We start from the raw sequence: 20,407 nt of genomic DNA, 5'->3' as shown, positions 1-20,407 counted from the left end.
CGCTTTCTTTTATTGCTTTACACCTGTTTTAAATGGCAGATCAAGTTTTACAATATCCTCGTATGTTTCTCGCTTCACGACTAAATGAGCCTCACCGTTTTCGACAAATACAACGGCGGGTCTCGGAATACGGTTATAATTGTTGGCCATGCTGTATCCATAAGCGCCTGTACAAAAAACGGCAAGAAGATCGCCTTCTTTTACTTCCGGCAGGTCAATATCCCAAATCAGCATATCTCCGCTTTCACAGCACTTTCCGGCAATTGATACCGTTTTGTCATGCGCTTCTCCGATCCTGTTGGCTGCCGCAGCTTCATATTTAGCTTGGTAAAGCGCAGGACGAATATTGTCGTTCATGCCTCCGTCTACTGCCACATACTGGCGGACACCCGGCACTTCTTTTTGAGAGCCAACCGTATAAAGAGTTGTGCCTGCGTCTCCCACGAGAGAACGGCCCGGTTCGATCCAAATTTCCGGGATGTCAAAACCGTAACGGGAAGCATTTTCTTTCACAGCTTCGATAATTTTTTCAACGTATTCAGTGGCATGAAGCGGTTCATCATCTTCCGTATAACGAATGCCGAAACCTCCTCCAAGATTCAGCACCTTGGATACAAATGAATATGAATCTCTCCACTCGTCTAGTTTTTTGAAGATTTTTTCCGCTGCTAACACAAAACCGGCCGTATCAAAGATTTGCGATCCGATATGGCAATGGACACCCAGCAGCTGAATGTGTTCCGATTGTAATACTTGTTCGATGGCCCGTTCAGTTTGTCCGTTATGAAGGTCGAAACCAAACTTTGAATCTTCCTGGCCCGTTGTAATGTAGTCATGCGTATGCGCTTCTACTCCGGGCGTGATCCGAAGAAGAACATCGATGGAGTGACCCGTTTCTTTACATAGGTCTTCAAGAAGCGCAATTTCATAGAAATTATCCACCACAATGCAGCCGATGCGGTGCTCAAGCGCCATGCGCAGTTCTTCCCTGCTCTTATTGTTTCCATGAAAGTGGATGCGTTCTGCCGGAAAGCCTGCCGCAACAGCCGTATATAGCTCTCCTCCGGATACAACATCTAAAGAAAGTCCCTCTTCCTCAGCGAGCTGAATCATTGCAACTGATGAGAATGCTTTGCTCGCATATGCCACCTGTGCTTTCAGCCCTGCGAAAATAAACGCCTGCTTAAAGCTTTTAGCACGCTCACGTATTAAAGCCACATCATATACGTAAAGAGGTGTACCATATTTCTCCGCTAAATAGAGAGCATCCACACCTCCGATTTCTAAATGACCATGTTGATTTTGTCTGCTTGTGCCGTGTAAGAACAATGTCATTCCCTCTTTCTCCGCTTATGGATGAAAGGACAGTTTTATGGACTGTCCCTTCATAATTAAGACATACATTATCATACTCTTCAGTCAGTTTCAATGCGATTATGAATTGGTAGGCTGCCTTAAGCGATTTTTGGGGTGAACGATACTGGGTCTTACTTTTGCGCCAGGTTTCGCTGTGCGGACAAGAACCTGCCACAGCGCCTTTCCGTTAAAGGGAATCAGCGGCCATAAGTACGGTGTCTGAAGGGATTTGATGCTTGCCATGGCAATAATTAGCACTGTAAATCCGATGACGAGCCCTTTTATATGAAATAAGGCAACGAGTATCATGAGGACAAGACGGCTCATTTTGTTTGCCAAGCTTAATTCATAACTGGGCGTCGTAAAGGTTCCAATCGCCGCAAGTGAGACGTACAGAATCACCTCAGGAGAAAAAAGGCCGACCTCAATCGCAATCTCCCCGATCAGAACAGCGGCAATTAAACCCATTGCTGTTGATAAAGCCGTCGGGGTGTGAATGGCAGCCATTCTGAGAAACTCGATTCCTAAGTCAGCTAAAAATATCTGCAGGATGATCGGGATATGCGTATCTTTATTTAAACCGATAAATTTCATATTGTCCGAGAGCAGGTCAGGCTGAAGCACAAAGAGAAACCAGATCGGAAGAAATAAAGTAGAAGCAAGAATACCGAAAAATCTTACCCATCTTAAAAAGGTCCCGACTGAAGGCGCCTGCCTATATTCTTCAGCATGCTGCACATGGTGAAATAAAGTCGTCGGGGTAATGATCACACTCGGCGATGTGTCCACTATAATGATAACATGGCCTTCTAGAACATGATTTGCGGCCACATCCGGTCTTTCTGTATAGCGCACGAGCGGAAAAGGATTATAGCTTTGATTAACAATGAATTCCTCGACAGTTTTGTCTGCCATTGTTAATCCATCGACATCAATGGATGCAACTTCTTTTTCTACGATCTCAACCAGATCCGGATCAGCTATATCTTCTATATAACAAATGCTTAAATCCGTCTTTGACCGCTCACCAACTTTAGTCATCTTGACTCGAAGGCGCTCGTCTCTGATCCGCCTTCTGAGAAGGGCCGTATTGACGACGATATTTTCAACAAATCCGTCTCTGGCTCCTCTGACTACCTTTTCCGTATCAGGTTCTTCCGGGTTTCTGCCCGGATAGCTTCTGACGTCAATTATAAATGCGAAACCTGCACCTTCAACAATGACAGCGACGAGCCCGGACAGCACTTGGTCGGTGGTTTCATCCAAGGTTTTTACTTTTTCGACCTGGGCGTTAAGCAGCCTGTTTTCGACGATGTCGACCAGCTCATCAGGGTCTTCTTTCCGATTGTTAATGGCAACAAGCTCTCTCATTAAATGAATAATATAAACTGTATCGCATAATCCATTTAGATAGTAAAGCTGGATCTCTTTATCTAAAATCGTGAGCTTGCGAACACCTACATCATAGCTCGTCCCCATCCCAACACGGTTTTTGAAATACTCTTCATTTTTAGCTGGATTCCGATAAACCCGAATTTTCTCTTCCTTGTGGTCCGGCATGATACCCGCTCCTTTCTAAAATAAACTCGACCGCTTTCATGGTGATTGGCGACCCTTTTGAGATATCGTCTTTTCTGCCCATTTTGCCGATATCCCCGATACCGACAATAAGTGGGAGATCAAGTTTATCAAGGCAATAGACTGTATCTCCACTCATTCTGTGGTCATCAAATTCCCTTTCCCCGACTTTATCGACGCCGTATTCAGTTATTTCTCCATTGCGGTCAATGCTTACATCGACCCTGGTCCATTCAGCCTGATGTGTTTTTGACGCGACCGCAATCACACCGAGCACTTCAATAGACGGATGGGTTGCGACATAGGTTAGAGCGGCTTCTCCCGGACCCTCTCCTTGAAGGCCGGAGTCGTCAAACATGACAAATACAGGATCATACGGTGCTGAGGCGATCAGCTTGACAAGCTCGGCGCCGCTGCGGGTGGAAGGATTCCCTTTTGATTGTGAAATGCATCGGCCTCCCACTTTGCTTGCGGCGTATTCAATTGTTTTAGCGGCATAAACATCCCCGTCTGTTACCAGTATGACCTTGCGTTTTGTCGTCATGTCGGCATTATCCTTTCGGTTTGAAAATAACAGCTACGATAAAGGCGAAAAGAATAGCGGCTGAGATACCGGCCGAGGTCAGCTCAAAAATCCCCATGCCGATTCCGATAAATCCGTGTATATGCGCCTGATGCATGGCGCCGTGCAGAAGACTGTGACCGAAGCTGACGATCGGAACGGTGGCGCCTCCTCCGGCAAATTCAATAAATTTATCGTAAATGCCGAAACCATCTAATATTGCACCGATTACAACAAATGATGTCATGACATGAGCTGGCGTCAATTTAAAAATATCCAAGAGCAGCTGGCCGACGATACAAATGGCCCCGCCGCAGACAAAAGCCAAAAGGTAGTCCATGTTAAGATGCACCTCCTGCACGCTCAAATACAACCCCGTGGGCGATAGTCGGGATGGTTTCTTTTTGCTGGATCATCGTCGGGCTTAATAGTGCCCCGGTCGCTACGACAAATACACGGTTTAAATTTCCTTCTCTCAGCTGCTTAAAAATATGAGAGTAGGTGACAACCGCTGAACAAGCACAGCCGCTCCCCCCGGCAAAGACCTGCTGATCCGGAGTGTAAATCAGAAGCCCGCAATCATCATGCTTTGTGCCGACTGGATATCCATCTTCTTTTAAGATGTCTTTTACGATTGGAGAACCGACGCCTGACAGGTCACCTGTCAGGATTAGATCATAATCATCCGCTGTCCGGTTGAGATCTTTAAAGTGCTGCTTAATTGTATCAGCTGCAGCCGGAGCCATAGCCGATCCCATATCAAAAGGGTCTGTAATTCCTAAATCAGAAACCTTTCCGACAGTCGCACTTGTGATTTGGATATCACCCGGTGTCTGACTGATGACAACTGCACCGCTTCCGGTTACAGTGGAGGTAGCAGTGTCCGGTTTTTGGCCTCCGTATTCTGTCGGATAGCGAAACTGTCTTTCCGCAGTTGCATTGTGACTGCTAGTGGCAGCGAGTGCCCTTTTGGCAAACCCGCCATCAACTAAGGCTGATGCGACAGCAACTGTTTCCATTGATGTTGAACAGGCACCAAACATACAAAGAAATGGGATTTTCAAGTGTCTTGCCACATAGTTAGCCGTCACGTTTTGGTTCAGCAAGTCGCCTGCCAGCAATAGGTCAATATCATCTTTTGTCAGATTGTTTTTTTGAAGCGCAACATTAACAGCGTCTTCCATCAGCTGCCGTTCCGCCATTTCCCAGCTTTTTTGATTACAATGCATTTCGTCATAGGTTTTATCAAATAAAGAGCCGAGCGGTCCGTCTTTTTCCTTTGGTCCTGCTGCCGTTCCCGCTGAGTTGACAAATATGGGATGTTCAAATACCCAGGTTTGCTTTCCTGTTAATTTCATTTTCTTCTCCTCCTATGACATCAGTTTCTCAAAAGCAAACCGAATCATTCCAACGATGTATGCAGCTACAACTCCGAAAACAATAACATTTCCTGCCAGTTTAAACATATTTGTCGCTACTCCAAGCACTAATCCTTCGCTTTTATATTCAAGAGCCGCGCTTGCCATACTGTTGGCAAAACCTGTGACAGGTACGGCTGAACCTGCGCCTGCGAATTGTCCGATTCTGTCATAGATGCCAAACCCTGTAAGCAGGGCAGAAATTAATATCAGCGTTGCAGCTGTTGGATTCCCCGCAGTTTTTTCATTGAAATCAAAAAAATGGATATAAAAATTTTGCAGACCTTGCCCGATTGCACAAATCAGTCCGCCCACTAAAAAGGCTTTTACACAGTTCCAGACGTAAGGCGGCTTAGGCTGATATGTTTTCACTTTTGATTTGTAATTTTCTTTTATGTTTGTCATCTTGAAACCTCCTTATGAATGGTCAATAAAGTACAGCCAGTGAAATAAAGATCCCGCGATTTTCCCAATCACGATGGCCATTAATAAAATAATGATTTTACTTCTGAGCCCGATTCGTTTCGCCAAAATCGGCAGGACATTTAAAACTTCTGTAAGAGCAGCCGCTAGCATCCCGACGAACAAACCTGCCAGAAGCCCGACCGGCACAGCTATCCATTTTGTTAGATAAAGATGATTCATATGAAGCGTCTCCCATCCCCCGCAAACCGCGCCAAGAATGACAGCCGCTTCATAAGCCTGAACAAATCTCATTGTTTTGGTGAGCTGCATCAGCCGCGGAATGATTCCCATTACGGTTAAAAAAGCAACGAAACCCGCCCCCACCGTTATGCCTCCGCCGAGCCCGACAAAAATAATGAACAATACACTAACGATCATGCAGATCCTTTATGGTTTCTTGATTCTCATGCATGGCCACATATTGATCGAGATCAAGCTGATAGTTAAACATCTCAACCTCCAGCGGGCTGGGCTCTTCATTTAGGCGCTTTTTAAATATGTGGTTAAAAAACACGATCATCCCCAGTCCCAAACCGATGCTGTATGGGATTTGAAGCAAATATGGATAGTCATTCCTCTCTCCGGTTATGATTTCATATAGTGCGATATGAACATCTCTCATGCTTACATCCTCATGAAAGTTCATGATGGCAAGACACGATCCAATAAACAGAAGCAGCCAGACACCGATAAATAGAACCGTTGATAAATTTCGCTTTCGATATTGAATTTCAACAATGGTTTCTGCTCCGCCTACGGTTTGAACATCAAGTGTCGGATCTTGTAAATGAATGGCTCTGAGGACTTGTATGATATCCAGAATTACGATATTTTTATCTTTTTCGCTCACCTGATAAAGCGGCATAGCCGAAAGTTTCTTTTTCAGCTGAAGCTGCCCTTCTATTTGCGCGGCATCTCCAACGGTAATAATATCCCCTGGATGTGCCAGCACCCGGTGGCGAAGCCGGATAAATATTCGTCGTTCCATCATTGATCACCATCTTTCGGTGGTTATATATGTAGTATGTGGTTCGATTTTGTTCTCATTCATCCGCTCGAAAAGACCATAAATTACCACGCTTTTGCACACAAAAAAGCTAGCCTGCACTGCAGACTAGCCATCCGTATGATCCATTTGAACCTTGATCTGTTTTAATATTTTCTTTTCAAGCCTGGAAACCTGCACCTGAGAGATCCCGAGCCGCTCAGCCACCTCGGACTGTGTCTGGTCTTTATAATATCTGAGATAGACGATTAGTTTTTCCCTTTCCTCCAAATCGCTGATTGCTTCTTTCAGCGCAATTTTGTCAAACCATTTTTCTTCTGAGTTGTCAGCGATTTGATCAAGCAGGGTAATCGGATCTCCGTCATTTTCATAAACGGTTTCGTGAATCGAAGATGGAGCCCTTACCGCCTCTTGGGCCAGTACAACATCCTCAGCTTCAATCTCCAAATGGTCAGCGATCTCCTGCACCGTCGGCACTCTGCCCAGTGTTTTCGAAAGCTCATCCTTCGCGCGCCGGATTTTGTTTCCAAGCTCTTTTAATGACCGTGATACCTTTACGGTTCCGTCATCACGGATAAATCGTTGGATTTCTCCGATAATCATCGGCACTGCATACGTTGAAAAACGCACATCATAGGTTAAATCAAATTTGTCAACAGATTTTAACAGCCCGATGCAGCCGATCTGGAAGAGATCGTCAGGCTCATATCCTCTGTTTAAAAACCGCTGTACGACAGACCAAACAAGACGCATGTTTTTTTCTATGAGGAGGTCTCTTGCCTGCTGGTCGCCATTTTGGCTTTGTTTGATTAATTCCTTTACTTCATGATCCTTCAGCTGAGCGTTTTTGCCGTTTTTCTTAACCTCCACATCCATAACAAATCTCCTTAATTACAAAGCGCTTTGCTTTTTGATAAGTGCTTTGTTAAGCGAATCGTTGTTCCCATTTCAGGCGATGAATCGATACTGACATCATCCATGAAATTTTCCATAATGGTAAAGCCCATTCCAGAGCGCTCAAGCTCAGGCTTAGTCGTAAATAGAGGCTGACGGGCTTCTTCAAGATCTGTAATGCCTAAGCCTTCATCACGAATGGTCATATATACGACATGATCTTCCAGCGTCACTGAAATGTAAACTTTTCCTTCACAGTTCTCTTCATATCCATGGATAATCGCATTCGTGACAGCCTCTGACACGACTGTTTTGATTTCAGTCAGTTCATCCATTGTCGGGTCCAGCTGAGCTATAAATGATGCAACTGTCACACGGGCGAACGATTCATTCTGACTGAGGGCAGAAAACTCAAGGTGCATTTCATTTTTCATGATGCCACCCCCAGTGTCAGGAGCGCCTGCTGTTCAGATTGTTCAAATCGGATAATTTTAAACAGACCCGACATATCAAACAATCGCTTCACCGCAGGAGAGATAGCGCAAACGACCATTTCCCCGCCAATTTGCTTAATTTGCTTGTATCTTCCTAAAATAACGCCAAGCCCCGAGCTGTCCATAAAGGAAAGGTCCTCCAAGTTCAGCACGATATGGCGAATATCATCCTTCTCCAATGATTGAGTCACTTTTTGCTTCAGGGTTTCAGCCGTATGGTGATCGAGTTCGCCTGTTAATCGAATACAAAGCACAGATTCTTTGACATTCATGTCAATTCCAAGGCTCATGCTCATTCCTCCTTGATATGATCGGATAATGAGTGTTTCGATTTCGACGGAATGAATTCCTTCACCGTGACAAAACTAGTGGTCATTCGGCATAATTACTTAAATTTTGTCCAGTCTCCCATCGTCCGCTTTAAGAATGTGATAAACCCGGCTTTCTTCATATCTTCTTTTGCAGCAACAGGACTTTCAGCGAGTACTTCTCCATCCTTTTTCAGAACAAGAGTGCCAAGCTCTTGGCCTTTTTGAATCGGAGCACTAATATTGTCCTTCATCTTGATTTCTTTTTTCACATCGTTCATATCCTCGCCTTTTTTCGTCAATATTGAAATCGGCTCAGATGTAGTGAGTTCGATCAATTTTTGTTTCCCTTTTTTGACCTTTACTTTTGCTACTGTTTGATTTCGTTTATATAAAGGATGCGTTTCATATTGGCTAAAGGCGAAGTCAAGCATTTTTGTCACTTGCGCGTTTCTTTCTTTAGGCGTGCTCGCTCCGAATACAACCGCTATGGCCCGCATGTTTCCTTTTTTAGCCGAAGCAGTCAGACAATATTTCGCTTCGCCTGTATAGCCTGTTTTTACGCCGTCTACACCAGGATAAAATTTGATAAGGCGATTTGTATTTACAAGCCAAAACTTTTTATCTGTATTTTCACGCAGATAATCTTCATACGTGCCGGTAAACTTCGTAATTGATTCGTATTTCAATAATTCCTTAGCCATGATTGCCATGTCATAAGCAGAGCTGTAGTGTCCTTCCTCGGTCAGTCCTGTTGGGTTTTTAAAGGATGTATTTTTCAATCCCAGCTCTTTTGCTTTTTTATTCATTTTCTTCACAAATTCTTCTTCAGAGCCGGAAATAAATTCAGCCATGGCGACGGAAGCGTCATTTCCCGAAGCGATTGCGATGCCTTTCAGCATTTCTTTGACAGTCATTTCTTCGCCGGGCTCAAGGAATATCTGTGAGCCGCCCATTGACGCCGCATGCTCGCTTGTACGGACTTTATCACTCATTTTGATTTTGCCTTTATCTAAAGCTTCCATAATCAAAAGCATCGTCATAATTTTCGTCATGCTTGCAGGCGCCAGTCTCTCATTGCTGTTCTTGTTGTAAAGCACTTTTCCTGTGTCACGTTCTATCAGCACCGCAGACTTCGCTTCATGAGCAAGCTCCGATGTACGTTTTCCGTCTTGTTTTGCAAATGCAGACGGTGCAAATGTAAGCAGCATTATACCAATCAACAAAGTGGATAAAAGACGTTTCATCTCAAAAGCCCTCCATTTCATAATCCTTTTTATTTTTTCCAAGCGGGATGGTTTTATACGCCACTGATGGAAAATGTTTCGAATTTTGGGCATAAAAAAGACAGCTGTGTGATATCAGACACAGCTGTCTTTTGGTCCTGCATTGATTCATTTTTATTCGTACTGAGCGACGATCGCTTTAACAAGCTTTAAGAATCCAGCTTTTACTTTTTCGGTCACTTCCATCACTTCATCGTGACTTAAAGGCTGATCCAGAATTCCGGCTGCCGCGTTAGAGATGCAGGAAATGCCAAGAACCCGCATTCCCGCATGATTCGCTACAATGACTTCCGGAACAGTAGACATGCCGACTGCATCAGAGCCCATCGTTCTTAAGAAACGGACTTCTGCCGGTGTTTCGTAAGAAGGTCCTGTCACAGCAGTGTACACGCCTTTTTGAATTGGGATATTAAGGTCTTTCGCAATCTTTTCAGCCAGGCTGGACAGATCTTTGTCATAGGCTGAAGACATATCTGGAAATCTGGCGCCGAAATCTGCTTCGTTTGGCCCGATTAACGGGTTTGTTCCCATAAAGTTGATATGATCGGTAATAATCATTAAGTCTCCCGCACGGAATTCAGTGTTGACACCGCCTGCGGCATTTGTCACGATCAACGCTTCCACACCGAGCGCTTTCATCACGCGTACAGGGAATGTGACTTTCTCCATTGAGTAGCCTTCATAAAAATGAAAGCGGCCCTGCATTGCAATGACGGAAACTCCTTCAAGAGTGCCAAGCACAAGCTGTCCGGCATGCCCTTCAACAGTAGATACCGGGAATTCAGGTATATCTTCATATTTCAGCTTGACCGGATTTTCGATTTCGTCCGCCAAAATGCCAAGACCTGAGCCTAAAATAAGGCCGATCTTCGGAGATTCCGGCAGGTTTTGTTTAATAAAAGCGGCTGCGCGTTCAATTCTGTCCTTCAAGAAACAGTCCCCCTATTGTAATAAAGATAAAAAGCTTTTCCCGTATTTCGGTTTATTTGTTTGGAAATTATCAGCGATCGTTGCGCCAATATCGGCAAATGTATCTGCAAGCGGCAGCATTTGCGCTTTCTTATGTTTTTTGCTGTAAGCGAGAATCGGCACATACTCGCGTGTATGGTCAGTCCCATGATGAATCGGATCATTGCCGTGGTCGGCTGTAATAATTAACAGATCGTCTTCTCTCATTTTTTCAAACACTTCCGGAAGCCGCGCATCAAATTCTTCAAGCGCGCGTCCGTAGCCTTCAGGGTCACGGCGGTGTCCGAATAACGCGTCAAAATCAACAAGGTTCGCAAAGCTCAGACCCGTAAAGTCTTCTCCCAGCGTATCGATCACCTTGTCCATTCCGTCCATATTAGAAACCGTTCTGCGTGAAGAAGTAATGCCTTCTCCGTCGTAAATATCAGAGATTTTACCGATTGAAATCACATCTAAGCCGCTGTCTTTCAATTCATTCATGACAGTGCGATCAAACGGTTTAAGGGCATAGTCATGGCGGTTTGGCGTCCGTTTGAATTGACCCGGCTCTCCGACGAACGGCCGTGCAATAATGCGGCCAACCATATATTTCGGATCAAGCGTCAGCTCTCTCGCCGTTTCGCAAATGCGATACAGCTCCTCAAGCGGCACAACCTCTTCGTGAGCGGCAATTTGCAGAACAGAGTCAGCAGACGTGTAAACAATTAAAGCCCCTGTCTCCATGTGCTCCTGACCAAGCTCATCCAAAATCGCTGTGCCGGAAGCCGGCTTGTTTCCAATAATTTTGCGGCCAGATCTCTTTTCCAGCTCTTGAAGCAATTCATCAGGAAAGCCTTCCGGGAACACTTTAAATGGTTTATCAATGTATAAACCCATAATCTCCCAATGGCCGGTCATCGTATCTTTTCCGTTTGACGCTTCTTGTATTTTTCCATAGTAGGCAAGCGGATGTTCTGTTTTTTCTACACCTTTGATATCTTCGATAAGACCAAGGCCGAGCTTTGCCATATTCGGCATATGTAATCCGCTCATATGCTCGGCAATATGACCGAGCGTATGAGCGCCTTCATCATTAAAGTCAGCGGCATCCGGCGCTTCGCCGATTCCGACTGAGTCCATCACAATTAAAAACACACGATTATATTTGTATGCAGGCATCTTGAAAGCCTCCTTTTTTTCTATACGTCTATTGTATCGCTAAGAGGTCTGACAACTCAAGTATAAACCGTTTTCATTCCCCTTGACAATGCATTTGGAAATAATGAGAAACTTCAATATTTTCTGTCGCTCTAAACAAAAAAGCCGCAGCCACCTGCGGCTATGCTCGCGGATGAAACTGCTTGTACACATCCTTCAGCCTTGTTTTCGTCACATGCGTATAAATTTGCGTTGTGGATATATCCGCATGACCGAGCATTTCCTGCACCGCTCTTAAATCTGCCCCGTTCTCAAGCAGATGCGTCGCAAAGGAATGCCTGAGTGTATGCGGAGTCAGCTCTTTCTTAATGCCGGCTTCCAACGCGATTTTTTTCAGGTTCTTCCAAAATCCCTGGCGGCTGATCTGTTTGCCGTGATGATTTAAAAAGAGGGCGTCAGATACATTATTTTTTAACAGTTTTCCCCTGGCTTTTGTCATATATTCCTCAATGGCGGAAGCGGCGGCTTCACCAATTGGCACAATCCGTTCTTTTCTTCCTTTGCCGAAGCATCGGACAAACCCCATAGATAAATGAACATCTGTCGTTTTCAACTCAATCATTTCACTGACTCGTATGCCTGTCGCATAAAGCAGCTCCAGCATTGCTTTATCCCGATATCCGAAAGGGCTCGTCAGCTTAGGCGTGTCCAATAATCGCTCGACTTCATTGAGTGCGAGCACCTTCGGAAGCGCCCGTTCCGTCTTTTGTGTTTCGATATGAACGGAAGGGTCCTTATCCGTTACTTTTTCCCTGAGCAGAAATTGATGAAAAGAGCGAATGGATGCCAAATGCCGCGCCGATGTCTTGCCGGATTTCCCCGAGTCCTTCAAATGCTTTAAGTATTGGATAATATGTATGCGGGTAACGTGATTCCAATCTGTAACATGAAGGGTTTCTGTTAAGTAGAGAGAATAGCTTTTCAAGTCACGTTCATAGGATACGATCGTATTTTGAGAGAGCCCTCTCTCTACCATGACGTAGTGGATGAAATCCTTTATTTGATCTTTCACTCTTGATCTACTCCCCGTTTTGGTAAAAAAAGATCAACCGGTCGAACCATCCGCCTTTTTCATCCTGATCCATTTCAACAACTTTTACAGCGGAGCCTTCCGGTTTATCATACCGATGATAGTTTTCATACTCTTGATTCACCCATATCATAGCATAATAGAACAAAGCGGTAAAACCGGTAAACAGGATGAAAACTTTCAATGCATCGACAGCTGTTTTCAGGAATCTTCCCATGTCCTAATCGATCCTTTCCCTATGGTTCCAGTTATATAAACCATATGCCAAATCAGAAAGGTTTTATACATAGAAACAGCAAAAAACCCTTTCCCCATGAGAAAAGGTTCGCGCTCGGCACCGTCTATTCAGTTTCTTTTCCGTTACAGCGGTGGCAAATGCCGTGAAACGTCAATCTATGATCTTTAATCTTAAATTTCCAATCACGTTCAATGATTTCTTCCACGTCTTCAAGCAAATCTTCTTCAATTTCATCAACGGCTCCGCACTCCATACACACCAAGTGGTGATGAAAGTGAGCTGCGCCCTCTTTCCGAAGGTCGTAACGGGACACACCGTCTCCAAAGTTAATTTTATCTACGACTTTTAATTCAGTTAATAATTCAAGCGTACGGTATACTGTAGCGAGACCGATCTCAGGAGATTTCTCTTTTACGAGGAGGTATACATCTTCTGCGCTTAAATGGTCTTCTTCGTTTTCAAGCAGCACTCTTACTGTCGCTTCACGCTGTGGCGTAAGTTTATAGCTGGATGAGTGCAGTTGTTTCTTAATTCGATCAATACGGTTTTCCATGTCTTTCCCTCCTACGCCGCATTCCATGACTCATTATAACAAAATACGCGCAGAGTTCCAACTATAATTATTATAAACTGATAAATAAAACGGTTTTCTTTTAATAATAATTTTAAAAAAGTCTAGATGTAAGCTTTTCCATTAAAACAGGAGATAAGTATGCTTCAAAGAGAGATGAGATCAGCGCTAAAAACAGAATGACCAGCAGCACAAAGGCATACCGCCCGAACCATTGAATCGGCGCGTCATGCAGGCTTCGTTTCACGAACAGCTGTCTGATTAACTTTAAAGAAAACGCAATTGCACATGTGCCCATAATGAGATAAGCCGGAATCAGCAGCACATTTTGCGGCAAAACGGAGACAAAAGATAGGAAAAACCCGCTTACTCCCATCTGATTGACTAGGAACCCGACAGTAAAGCCGACGACGATCCCTTTCAGAAAGATCATGATGAAAATAATCGGCATTCCAATGACGGAAATTCCCAGTATCCACATCAGGCCTAAATACTTTGCATTATGAAAGATACTTTGCCCAAACATATCAGCTGAACTTGCCTGTTTTCCATCCGAAAGCTGTCCAAAAAATTGACTTAAGTAGTAGTATAAATCTTCTTTCTGGCTGATGGTCATACTGTTGACAATAATCGCGCCAAAGATGACACCCATGAAAAACAGCACTGACACAAATATATAAAGAGAGAGATGATCTTTGACATGCCTGAGAAACATGTCCTTATAAGAGATTTTTCGCATACCGTTTCCTCCCGCCCGTTCTAGTGATTTGATTTAATAGATTGTATGAAAGAAACGGAAAAACATGCCCTTTTTCAAAAAGAAACGATAGAGACGAATGCTAGGCGGCTTTTTGGGGCACAAAAAAATCCTTATCATCAACTGCTGTATGATCATAAGGATTCTTATGCTTCCGTTTATTCAAAATCTCTTTTTTGCTTTTTGTTAATCTTTCATGTGTGCTGAAAGATGGTGTGCTGCCTCTTGATAATAAGACGTCACGTCCGCCGTTTCTCAATCGATGCTCCCGCTTCTTTTTCGCTTGGCTTTTTGCCATGTGATCACTCCCTTTTTTTTCATAGTAATGATAACAAAATTGAACAATAATAAGAAAAAAACAGCACCTGCTACGACAGGTGCTGTTTAGCTACATTTATTTCACTGCTGTAAGAGCTGCATGCTCGACAGCTGCTGCTACCGCATGATGGACTTTTGAATCAAGCGGCTGAGGGACAACATCACCTTGTTTAGTGCAAGCTGCGATGGCCTCTGCTGCTGCGACAAGCATATCATGATTAATCTCCGTGCTTTTTGCGTTAAGCGCTCCTCTAAAAATCCCCGGAAAACCGAGTACATTATTAACAGAACGCCCGTCAGCTGCATATGCGGCGCCAGCCTGCAGTGCGGCCTCCGGCTCAATTTCCGGCTTCGGATTCGATAAAGCCAGAATCACTTGACCAGAACGTACAAATGCCGGTTTTATTAAACCCGGAACGCCCGTTGTAGCAATGACAATATCACATGTTTCCATAAGCTCCTCAATACTGGAAACTGCCTGTCCGCCGTATTGTTCGAGACGGTTCATTGCTGACTCTGATTTGTCTGTGCCGTACACAGCATTCACACCATAAGCCATGAACATCCGGCAGATGGCCACGCCTGCTGCGCCAAGGCCGATTTGCCCCACTTTCGCTTCTTTCAGGTCAACTCCCGCACTCCTGCATGCCGAAATGGCAGCTGCCAGCGTCACTACAGCTGTACCATGCTGGTCATCGTGCATAACAGGGATGTTCAGCTCCTCTTTTAGGCGATCCTCGATTTCAAAACAATGCGGCGAACCGATATCCTCAAGAAGGATGCCGCTAAAGCCCGGAGAAATATGTTTTACTGTTTTGATGATTTCTTCAGGATCACTCGTATCAAGCAGTATCGGAATGCCGCTAATGCCCGCCAGCTGATCAAATAAAGCAGCCTTTCCTTCCATGACAGGCATGCCAGCCACAGAGCCGATATTCCCAAGGCCTAAAATTGCAGTTCCATCCGTTACAATTGCAACAGAATTGCTGATCGTTGTATAAATAGAAGCTTTTTCAGGTTCTTTTTCGATCAGTCGGCACACGTCCGCAACACCTGGTGTGTAGACACGTCCCAGCTCTGCCAGTGAACGGATCGGCATTTTGCTTTTCATTTGGATTTTTCCGCCTTCATGTGCGGACAGGACTTCATCAGATACGGTGTGAAGCCTGATCCCTTCTCCGAGGGCCTGTACAGCCGCGATCACTTCCTGAAGCTGTTCTTCATTCTCCACTTGAACGGTAATATTCCGCATTGTGTAATTGGGTCCGACCTTTACCGTCTCCACTTCACCAATATCTCCGCCCAGAAGGCCGATTGCCGTAGCCACCCTTCCAAGATTTCCGGGAACCGAAGGCGTTTCGATCATCAGTGTCCGAATCATGTGTTTCGCTATCATTCAGTGATCCTCCCCTATTAGCCTAGTTTTTCGGCTTTAACTGTATTGTTTTTCGTATACCATATAAATTTTCCTGTATAACCATAGATAATTGCAAGACCTATTGCTACAAAACTGAGCCACATAAACGGCAGATAAGAGAAGGTAGAAACACCTAAAATACCAGCCATGTAAATCCCATTATCAGACCAAGGTACCATCCCCGAAGTCAATGTTCCCCCGACCTCTGAGTTACGTGATAACACTCTTCTGTCCAGATGCAAGCGATCATAGCTGTCTTCCATAATTTTCGGAGTCAAAATAAGAGATACATACATCGCACAGCCGAAGATGTTCGCTAAAAACGCTACGATCAGTGTAGACAATGTGACATTGCCGGCTGAAGTTAATTTCTTTTCAAACGTTGAAACAATGACTTTTAACACGCCGAGTTTCTCAAGCAGACCGCCAAAACCAAGGCCAAAGATGATGACGACGAGAGAATCAAGCATACCGACAATTCCACCGCGGTTTAACAAGCCGTTCAAAAATTCAACATCAGTTTTAATAGAGAAACCGTTGTAAGCAGTTGCAATCGCATGGGCAATATCCATTCCTTGGAAAACAACAGCCCAGATTGCACCGAGTAAAGCGCCAATTACGATAACCGGCATAGATGGCTTTTTCATCGCCAATAAGACTATGACGACAACTGCCGGGATCAGCATCCAAATATGAATGTCAAACGTGTTTTGCAAAGATGATTTTAAGAATTCAACTTTATCAAGATCAATATTTTTCCCGCCGTACATAAATCCAACAACTGTAAAGAGTATAGCTGTAATGACATAAGCAGGTATTGATAAATAAAGCATTGCTCTCACGTGAGCCAATACATCGACTTTTGATAGTGAAGAAGCTAGAACTGTACTGTCAGACAGCGGAGACAGCTTGTCCCCGAAATAAGCACCTGAAAGAATAGCTCCCGCTACTAGAGGAAGCGGAATGCCTAAACCCTCTCCAATTGCGATCATGGCAATGCCGGCAGTTCCGACTGTTCCCCATGACGTTCCTGTTGCCACAGACATAATGGAACAAATAATTAACGTTGCCAGTAAAAAGATACTTGGGTGAATAAATTCCAGTCCGTAATAAATCAAAGTCGGCACAACGCCTCCGGCAATCCATGTTCCGATGAGCGCCCCAACTGAAACGAGAATCAGTACGGCTTCAAGGCCATTTGATATTCCATGTACAATCGCATTTTGTAAATCTTTATAAGAATAACCGAGTCTTATACCTAAAAGCATTGCAATAAACCATGAAACAAAAAGCGCCAGCTGTATCGGCAAGTCGAGAAAGACTGTAAACGATAGAACAAGTGCTAAAAATACTCCTAGTACAATAATAATTTCAAATAGTGTTGGCAATCTTACATCCTTCAAAAGAAGTCCCCCTTCATGTAAAAGCTAAAACGCTTTCAATATATAGTGCAACACGTATACTATACTTCCTCATCCCTATGTTGTAAACAGCTTATTCATCCGACTATTCGGAGATGAATAAGCTGTATTTTGTACAAATTTTATTTTTCTAATAGTTCTTTCCCTGCGATACCTGGTTTGGTCATCTCATATGGGTTTAAAATAATATCCAATTCTTCTTCAGTCAGCACATCATGCTGCAGACAAAGATCCCGGACAGATTGCCCTGTCATAATTGCTTCCCTGGCAATTCTAGCTGCCGCTTCATACCCAAGATGCGGATTGACTGCAGTGATCACTCCAGCGCTTTTTTCTACATATTGCTTCAACCGCTTTTCGTTGGCTTCGATGCCTTTTAAGCAATGATCAGTGAACGAACGGAAGCCGTTGTTCATGATGCTGATGGATTGAAGCAAATTAAAGACAAGCACGGGCTCCATGACGTTCAACTCAAGCTGGCCGGCTTCTGAAGCAAGGCAGATTGTATTGTCGTTTCCGATAACCTGGAACGCAATTTGGTTGATCAGCTCCGCCATAACCGGATTGACTTTCCCCGGCATAATAGATGAGCCCGGCTGACGTGCAGGCAGAGAAATTTCCGCAAGTCCGGCGCGCGGTCCCGACGCCATTAAGCGCAGGTCGTTTGCGATCTTCGACATGTTCATCATGCAGACTTTTAATGAAGCTGATACCTCTGTATAGGCATCTGTATTTTGTGTCGCATCAACAAGATGATCAGCGCCGACAAGAGGAAGCCCGCTAATATCAGCAAGGTGCTTTACTACCTGTTTGATATATTCAGGATCAGCGTTCAGCCCTGTACCAACAGCAGTTGCGCCCATGTTGACTTCATATAGGTGCTGGCGCGATTGCTTGATTCGTTTGATATCACGCTCGAGAACACGGCTGTAAGCTTCGAATTCCTGGCCAAGACGGATGGGAACCGCATCTTGAAGGTGTGTCCGGCCCATTTTAATAACAGAGTCAAACTCCTGTGCTTTTTGCTTAAACACACTATGCATATCTTCCATTGTTTTCAGCAGTTTTTCTAAGAGCTTCAATGTGGAAATATGGATAGCAGTCGGGAACACATCGTTCGTAGACTGTGACATGTTCACATGTGTGTTTGGACTTAAATGGATATAATCTCCCTTTTTATGTCCCATGATTTCAAGCGCCCGGTTTCCGATAACCTCATTCGCGTTCATGTTCATAGAAGTTCCGGCACCGCCCTGAATCGGATCGACGATAAACTGATCGTGCCACTTGCCTTCCAGAATCTCGTCAGCGGCTTGTACGATAGCTTGGCCAATTCCTTCATACAGCCGTTTCACGTCCATGTTGGCAAGAGCCGCAGCTTTTTTCACAATCGCCAGTGCGTTAATCATTTCCTCATGGATTTTGTATCCTGTGATCGGGAAATTTTCAGAAGCACGGAGCGTCTGAATTCCGTAATAAACATCTGCTTCAATTTGTTTTTCCCCAAGGAAGTCTTTTTCCACGCGATATTCTTTTTGGCCGTTTAACATAATCTTTAACCTTCTTTCTCTTTGCTGGTTATCGTTTTTACATTTTACAGGACAACGTCATCAGCTATCGGCGTTTCCATAATTCTCTTGACGACAGGAAGATCCGAAGACTGACCTAGCGCCCACATCAATTTTGGCACAATTGCTTCTGTGTTCATATTTCTTGATCGGATAATTAAGTCTTGGTTGACTCTGCGGCCAACCTCGTAAATGCTCATGTCTTCGCCTTCTTCAAGACATTGAGTCGTAATGACCACGACAATGCCGCTTTCGATCAGCTCATTCACTTTTGACAAAATGTCTCTGCCTTCAAACGGCACCCCTCCGCTGCCATAACTCTCAATGACAATTCCTTTGTACATGCTTTTCAGGGCATCAAACATTTCGGGCTTTAAGCCTGGATGCAGCTTCAGCAGACATACATCTGTGCATAGTGAGGTGTCAACTGTGAAGGTGTCGTTCTCAGGTTCCGTTACTTGTTTGTTGTATTCGATCCCGTCTTCATTGATAAAAGCGATATATGGGTAATTGATGCTTTCAAATGCGTCGTAGCTTTTCGTTCTTAATTTGATCGCACGCGTTCCCTGAATGACTCTGCCGTCAAATACAACATAAACGCCGCCCACGCCTTCACAGGCAAATCGAATGGCATCTGTAATATTTTTTTTAGCATCGGTTTTTTGGAACGTGATCGGAATCTGCGATCCGGTGATGACAATCGGCTTTTTGGCATGCTGCAGCATATACGATAGTGCGGCAGATGTATAGGCCATTGTATCTGTACCGTGAGTAATAACAAACCCGTCATAGGCATCATAATTTTCCTTAACGGCTTCCGCTATTTCCACCCAGTATTCAGGCTGCATATTGGTGCTGTCTATATTCATAAGCGACTGAGTTTCCATTGTGTAATCGTTATCAAGTTTTGATACGTAACTTAATAATTCATCAGCCTTGACTCCGGGAGCCAGCCCATTTTCCCCTTCAACTGAAGCAATCGTTCCCCCAGTTGTCAACATCAATAATTTTTTCATACCATGCACCTCTTCACTGTATCTAAAGATGGGTTGCGAGAAGGTATTCGCTTTTCGCATACTTTTAATGCAATTATAGACACGGAAAATAAAATACGCAAGACATTATTATTCAATTCGCGTACACTTCCTAATACCTATATGATATAATCAGCTCAAGGTGAAAAAGGAGCGGAAGTTCATGAATCTAGATCGTTTAACTGAATTGAGAAAAAAGAAAAATTGGTCGCTTCAATATACAGCTGACCTTCTCGGTATCGCAAAAAGCACATATGCCGGCTACGAGTCAGGCTACCGACGGCCTTCACTTGAAGCGCTTGCCATGCTGGCTGACCTCTTTGACACAACCTGCGATGAACTTTTAGGCCGCGAGAAACAAAAGCAGACTGCTCCTCAGGCCATAGAATTGGCCACGTGGAGCAGCCTTGACTTTACCATTTCTGTTGATGGCCAGCCGCTGAGTGAAGATGAAATCATCCAGCTGATTACCTTTATACGCACAAAAAGAAAAGTACAGGAGGAACTGAGTTAATCTTTA

The 20,407-nt window shown here is 44.2% G+C and carries 24 protein-coding genes; 1 reads left to right on the top strand and 23 read right to left on the bottom strand.

Annotated features, from left to right (window positions below; genetic code table 11):
* Positions 1-9 precede the first annotated feature (9 nt).
* The 23 genes from lysA to ansA all read right to left on the bottom strand — a co-directional run bounded on the left by lysA (position 10) and on the right by ansA (position 19,869).
* On the bottom strand, positions 10-1,329 hold the full coding sequence (gene lysA / locus PUN35_RS02795; RefSeq protein ID WP_033882074.1) for a diaminopimelate decarboxylase: 1,320 nt from the start codon (positions 1,327-1,329) through the stop codon (positions 10-12).
* Positions 1,330-1,434: 105 nt separating this feature from the next.
* Positions 1,435-2,916: a spore germination protein SpoVAF gene (gene spoVAF, locus PUN35_RS02790; protein ID WP_014480171.1), complete on the bottom strand. Its 1,482-nt coding sequence runs from the start codon at positions 2,914-2,916 to the stop codon at positions 1,435-1,437.
* Complete coding sequence (gene spoVAEA, locus PUN35_RS02785) at positions 2,867-3,478, bottom strand: stage V sporulation protein SpoVABEA (protein WP_003230469.1); 612 nt, start codon at positions 3,476-3,478, stop codon at positions 2,867-2,869. The genes spoVAF and spoVAEA overlap by 50 nt, the downstream gene beginning before the upstream one ends.
* A gap of 7 nt (positions 3,479-3,485) precedes the next feature.
* Positions 3,486-3,836, bottom strand: coding sequence for a stage V sporulation protein AE (gene spoVAE / locus PUN35_RS02780; protein ID WP_003230467.1), 351 nt, complete (start codon positions 3,834-3,836; stop codon positions 3,486-3,488).
* A gap of 1 nt (position 3,837) precedes the next feature.
* Positions 3,838-4,854 (bottom strand): stage V sporulation protein AD, encoded by a 1,017-nt coding sequence (spoVAD, locus tag PUN35_RS02775; protein WP_014480172.1) that lies wholly within the window; start codon positions 4,852-4,854, stop codon positions 3,838-3,840.
* Positions 4,855-4,866: 12 nt separating this feature from the next.
* Entirely contained in the window at positions 4,867-5,319 is a 453-nt protein-coding gene (gene spoVAC / locus PUN35_RS02770; protein ID WP_003223947.1) for a stage V sporulation protein AC, read from the bottom strand.
* Between the two features lie 12 nt (positions 5,320-5,331).
* Complete coding sequence (gene spoVAB, locus PUN35_RS02765; RefSeq protein ID WP_003230463.1) at positions 5,332-5,757, bottom strand: stage V sporulation protein SpoVAB; 426 nt, start codon at positions 5,755-5,757, stop codon at positions 5,332-5,334.
* Positions 5,747-6,367: a stage V sporulation protein SpoVAA gene (gene spoVAA, locus PUN35_RS02760; protein WP_015714205.1), complete on the bottom strand. Its 621-nt coding sequence runs from the start codon at positions 6,365-6,367 to the stop codon at positions 5,747-5,749. Before spoVAA ends, spoVAB begins: the two co-directional genes overlap by 11 nt.
* Before the next feature lie 126 nt (positions 6,368-6,493).
* Entirely contained in the window at positions 6,494-7,261 is a 768-nt protein-coding gene (gene sigF, locus PUN35_RS02755) for an RNA polymerase sporulation sigma factor SigF (protein ID WP_003230458.1), read from the bottom strand.
* An 11-nt stretch (positions 7,262-7,272) separates the two neighbouring features.
* On the bottom strand, positions 7,273-7,713 hold the full coding sequence (gene spoIIAB, locus PUN35_RS02750) for an anti-sigma F factor (RefSeq protein ID WP_003230452.1): 441 nt from the start codon (positions 7,711-7,713) through the stop codon (positions 7,273-7,275).
* Complete coding sequence (gene spoIIAA, locus PUN35_RS02745) at positions 7,710-8,063, bottom strand: anti-sigma F factor antagonist (RefSeq protein ID WP_004398633.1); 354 nt, start codon at positions 8,061-8,063, stop codon at positions 7,710-7,712. The genes spoIIAB and spoIIAA overlap by 4 nt, the downstream gene beginning before the upstream one ends.
* A 95-nt stretch (positions 8,064-8,158) precedes the next feature.
* A complete protein-coding gene (gene dacF, locus PUN35_RS02740) occupies positions 8,159-9,328 on the bottom strand; it encodes a D-alanyl-D-alanine carboxypeptidase DacF (protein ID WP_014480174.1) in 1,170 nt (389 codons plus the stop codon).
* A 153-nt stretch (positions 9,329-9,481) separates the two neighbouring features.
* Complete coding sequence (locus tag PUN35_RS02735; protein WP_003230447.1) at positions 9,482-10,297, bottom strand: purine nucleoside phosphorylase I, inosine and guanosine-specific; 816 nt, start codon at positions 10,295-10,297, stop codon at positions 9,482-9,484.
* Positions 10,298-10,309: 12 nt separating this feature from the next.
* Entirely contained in the window at positions 10,310-11,494 is a 1,185-nt protein-coding gene (gene deoB, locus PUN35_RS02730) for a phosphopentomutase (RefSeq protein ID WP_014480175.1), read from the bottom strand.
* A gap of 160 nt (positions 11,495-11,654) precedes the next feature.
* Positions 11,655-12,545: a site-specific tyrosine recombinase XerD gene (gene xerD / locus PUN35_RS02725; RefSeq protein ID WP_014480176.1), complete on the bottom strand. Its 891-nt coding sequence runs from the start codon at positions 12,543-12,545 to the stop codon at positions 11,655-11,657.
* 7 nt (positions 12,546-12,552) lie between these two features.
* The gene (locus PUN35_RS02720) at positions 12,553-12,780 is read right to left on the bottom strand and encodes a YqzK family protein (RefSeq protein WP_003230440.1); all 228 of its coding nucleotides are present in this window, start codon (positions 12,778-12,780) and stop codon (positions 12,553-12,555) included.
* A 124-nt stretch (positions 12,781-12,904) separates the two neighbouring features.
* The gene (gene fur / locus PUN35_RS02715; protein WP_003223972.1) at positions 12,905-13,354 is read right to left on the bottom strand and encodes a ferric iron uptake transcriptional regulator; all 450 of its coding nucleotides are present in this window, start codon (positions 13,352-13,354) and stop codon (positions 12,905-12,907) included.
* A gap of 112 nt (positions 13,355-13,466) precedes the next feature.
* On the bottom strand, positions 13,467-14,111 hold the full coding sequence (spoIIM, locus tag PUN35_RS02710) for a stage II sporulation protein M (protein ID WP_004398593.1): 645 nt from the start codon (positions 14,109-14,111) through the stop codon (positions 13,467-13,469).
* 100 nt (positions 14,112-14,211) lie between these two features.
* A complete protein-coding gene (locus PUN35_RS02705) occupies positions 14,212-14,427 on the bottom strand; it encodes a hypothetical protein (protein ID WP_014480177.1) in 216 nt (71 codons plus the stop codon).
* Positions 14,428-14,523: 96 nt separating this feature from the next.
* Positions 14,524-15,843: an NAD-dependent malic enzyme gene (locus PUN35_RS02700; RefSeq protein ID WP_004398731.1), complete on the bottom strand. Its 1,320-nt coding sequence runs from the start codon at positions 15,841-15,843 to the stop codon at positions 14,524-14,526.
* 17 nt (positions 15,844-15,860) lie between these two features.
* Positions 15,861-17,267 carry a malate-H+/Na+-lactate antiporter MleN gene (mleN, locus tag PUN35_RS02695; RefSeq protein ID WP_014480178.1) on the bottom strand — a complete coding sequence of 469 codons (1,407 nt, stop codon included), beginning with the start codon at positions 17,265-17,267 and terminating at the stop codon, positions 15,861-15,863.
* 140 nt (positions 17,268-17,407) lie between these two features.
* Positions 17,408-18,835 (bottom strand): aspartate ammonia-lyase, encoded by a 1,428-nt coding sequence (aspA, locus tag PUN35_RS02690; RefSeq protein ID WP_014480179.1) that lies wholly within the window; start codon positions 18,833-18,835, stop codon positions 17,408-17,410.
* Positions 18,836-18,879: 44 nt separating this feature from the next.
* Positions 18,880-19,869: an asparaginase gene (gene ansA, locus PUN35_RS02685; protein ID WP_004399032.1), complete on the bottom strand. Its 990-nt coding sequence runs from the start codon at positions 19,867-19,869 to the stop codon at positions 18,880-18,882.
* Positions 19,870-20,050: 181 nt separating this feature from the next.
* On the opposite strand from ansA, the gene ansR reads away from it, so the two are divergent.
* Entirely contained in the window at positions 20,051-20,401 is a 351-nt protein-coding gene (gene ansR / locus PUN35_RS02680; RefSeq protein ID WP_004399024.1) for an HTH-type transcriptional regulator AnsR, read from the top strand.
* Positions 20,402-20,407: the final 6 nt, after the last annotated feature.

Source organism: Bacillus sp. N3378-2at (assembly GCF_033412715.1).
Taxonomy (GTDB): domain Bacteria; phylum Bacillota; class Bacilli; order Bacillales; family Bacillaceae; genus Bacillus; species Bacillus subtilis.
Note: the sequence above shows the minus strand (reverse complement) of the source record. Positions and strands in the feature narration are given on the sequence as shown.

Coding starts and splice junctions, on each gene's coding strand:
- spoVAF (WP_014480171.1), bottom strand. CDS start 2,916: ATGCCGGACCACAAGGAAGAGAAAATTCGGGTTTATCGGAATCCAGCT.
- spoVAEA (WP_003230469.1), bottom strand. CDS start 3,478: ATGACGACAAAACGCAAGGTCATACTGGTAACAGACGGGGATGTTTAT.
- spoVAE (WP_003230467.1), bottom strand. CDS start 3,836: ATGGACTACCTTTTGGCTTTTGTCTGCGGCGGGGCCATTTGTATCGTC.
- spoVAD (WP_014480172.1), bottom strand. CDS start 4,854: ATGAAATTAACAGGAAAGCAAACCTGGGTATTTGAACATCCCATATTT.
- spoVAC (WP_003223947.1), bottom strand. CDS start 5,319: ATGACAAACATAAAAGAAAATTACAAATCAAAAGTGAAAACATATCAG.
- spoVAB (WP_003230463.1), bottom strand. CDS start 5,757: ATGATCGTTAGTGTATTGTTCATTATTTTTGTCGGGCTCGGCGGAGGC.
- spoVAA (WP_015714205.1), bottom strand. CDS start 6,367: ATGGAACGACGAATATTTATCCGGCTTCGCCACCGGGTGCTGGCACAT.
- sigF (WP_003230458.1), bottom strand. CDS start 7,261: ATGGATGTGGAGGTTAAGAAAAACGGCAAAAACGCTCAGCTGAAGGAT.
- spoIIAB (WP_003230452.1), bottom strand. CDS start 7,713: ATGAAAAATGAAATGCACCTTGAGTTTTCTGCCCTCAGTCAGAATGAA.
- spoIIAA (WP_004398633.1), bottom strand. CDS start 8,063: ATGAGCCTTGGAATTGACATGAATGTCAAAGAATCTGTGCTTTGTATT.
- dacF (WP_014480174.1), bottom strand. CDS start 9,328: ATGAAACGTCTTTTATCCACTTTGTTGATTGGTATAATGCTGCTTACA.
- deoB (WP_014480175.1), bottom strand. CDS start 11,494: ATGCCTGCATACAAATATAATCGTGTGTTTTTAATTGTGATGGACTCA.
- PUN35_RS02720 (WP_003230440.1), bottom strand. CDS start 12,780: ATGGGAAGATTCCTGAAAACAGCTGTCGATGCATTGAAAGTTTTCATC.
- fur (WP_003223972.1), bottom strand. CDS start 13,354: ATGGAAAACCGTATTGATCGAATTAAGAAACAACTGCACTCATCCAGC.
- spoIIM (WP_004398593.1), bottom strand. CDS start 14,111: ATGCGAAAAATCTCTTATAAGGACATGTTTCTCAGGCATGTCAAAGAT.
- PUN35_RS02705 (WP_014480177.1), bottom strand. CDS start 14,427: ATGGCAAAAAGCCAAGCGAAAAAGAAGCGGGAGCATCGATTGAGAAAC.
- PUN35_RS02700 (WP_004398731.1), bottom strand. CDS start 15,843: ATGATAGCGAAACACATGATTCGGACACTGATGATCGAAACGCCTTCG.
- aspA (WP_014480179.1), bottom strand. CDS start 18,835: ATGTTAAACGGCCAAAAAGAATATCGCGTGGAAAAAGACTTCCTTGGG.
- ansA (WP_004399032.1), bottom strand. CDS start 19,869: ATGAAAAAATTATTGATGTTGACAACTGGGGGAACGATTGCTTCAGTT.
- ansR (WP_004399024.1), top strand. CDS start 20,051: ATGAATCTAGATCGTTTAACTGAATTGAGAAAAAAGAAAAATTGGTCG.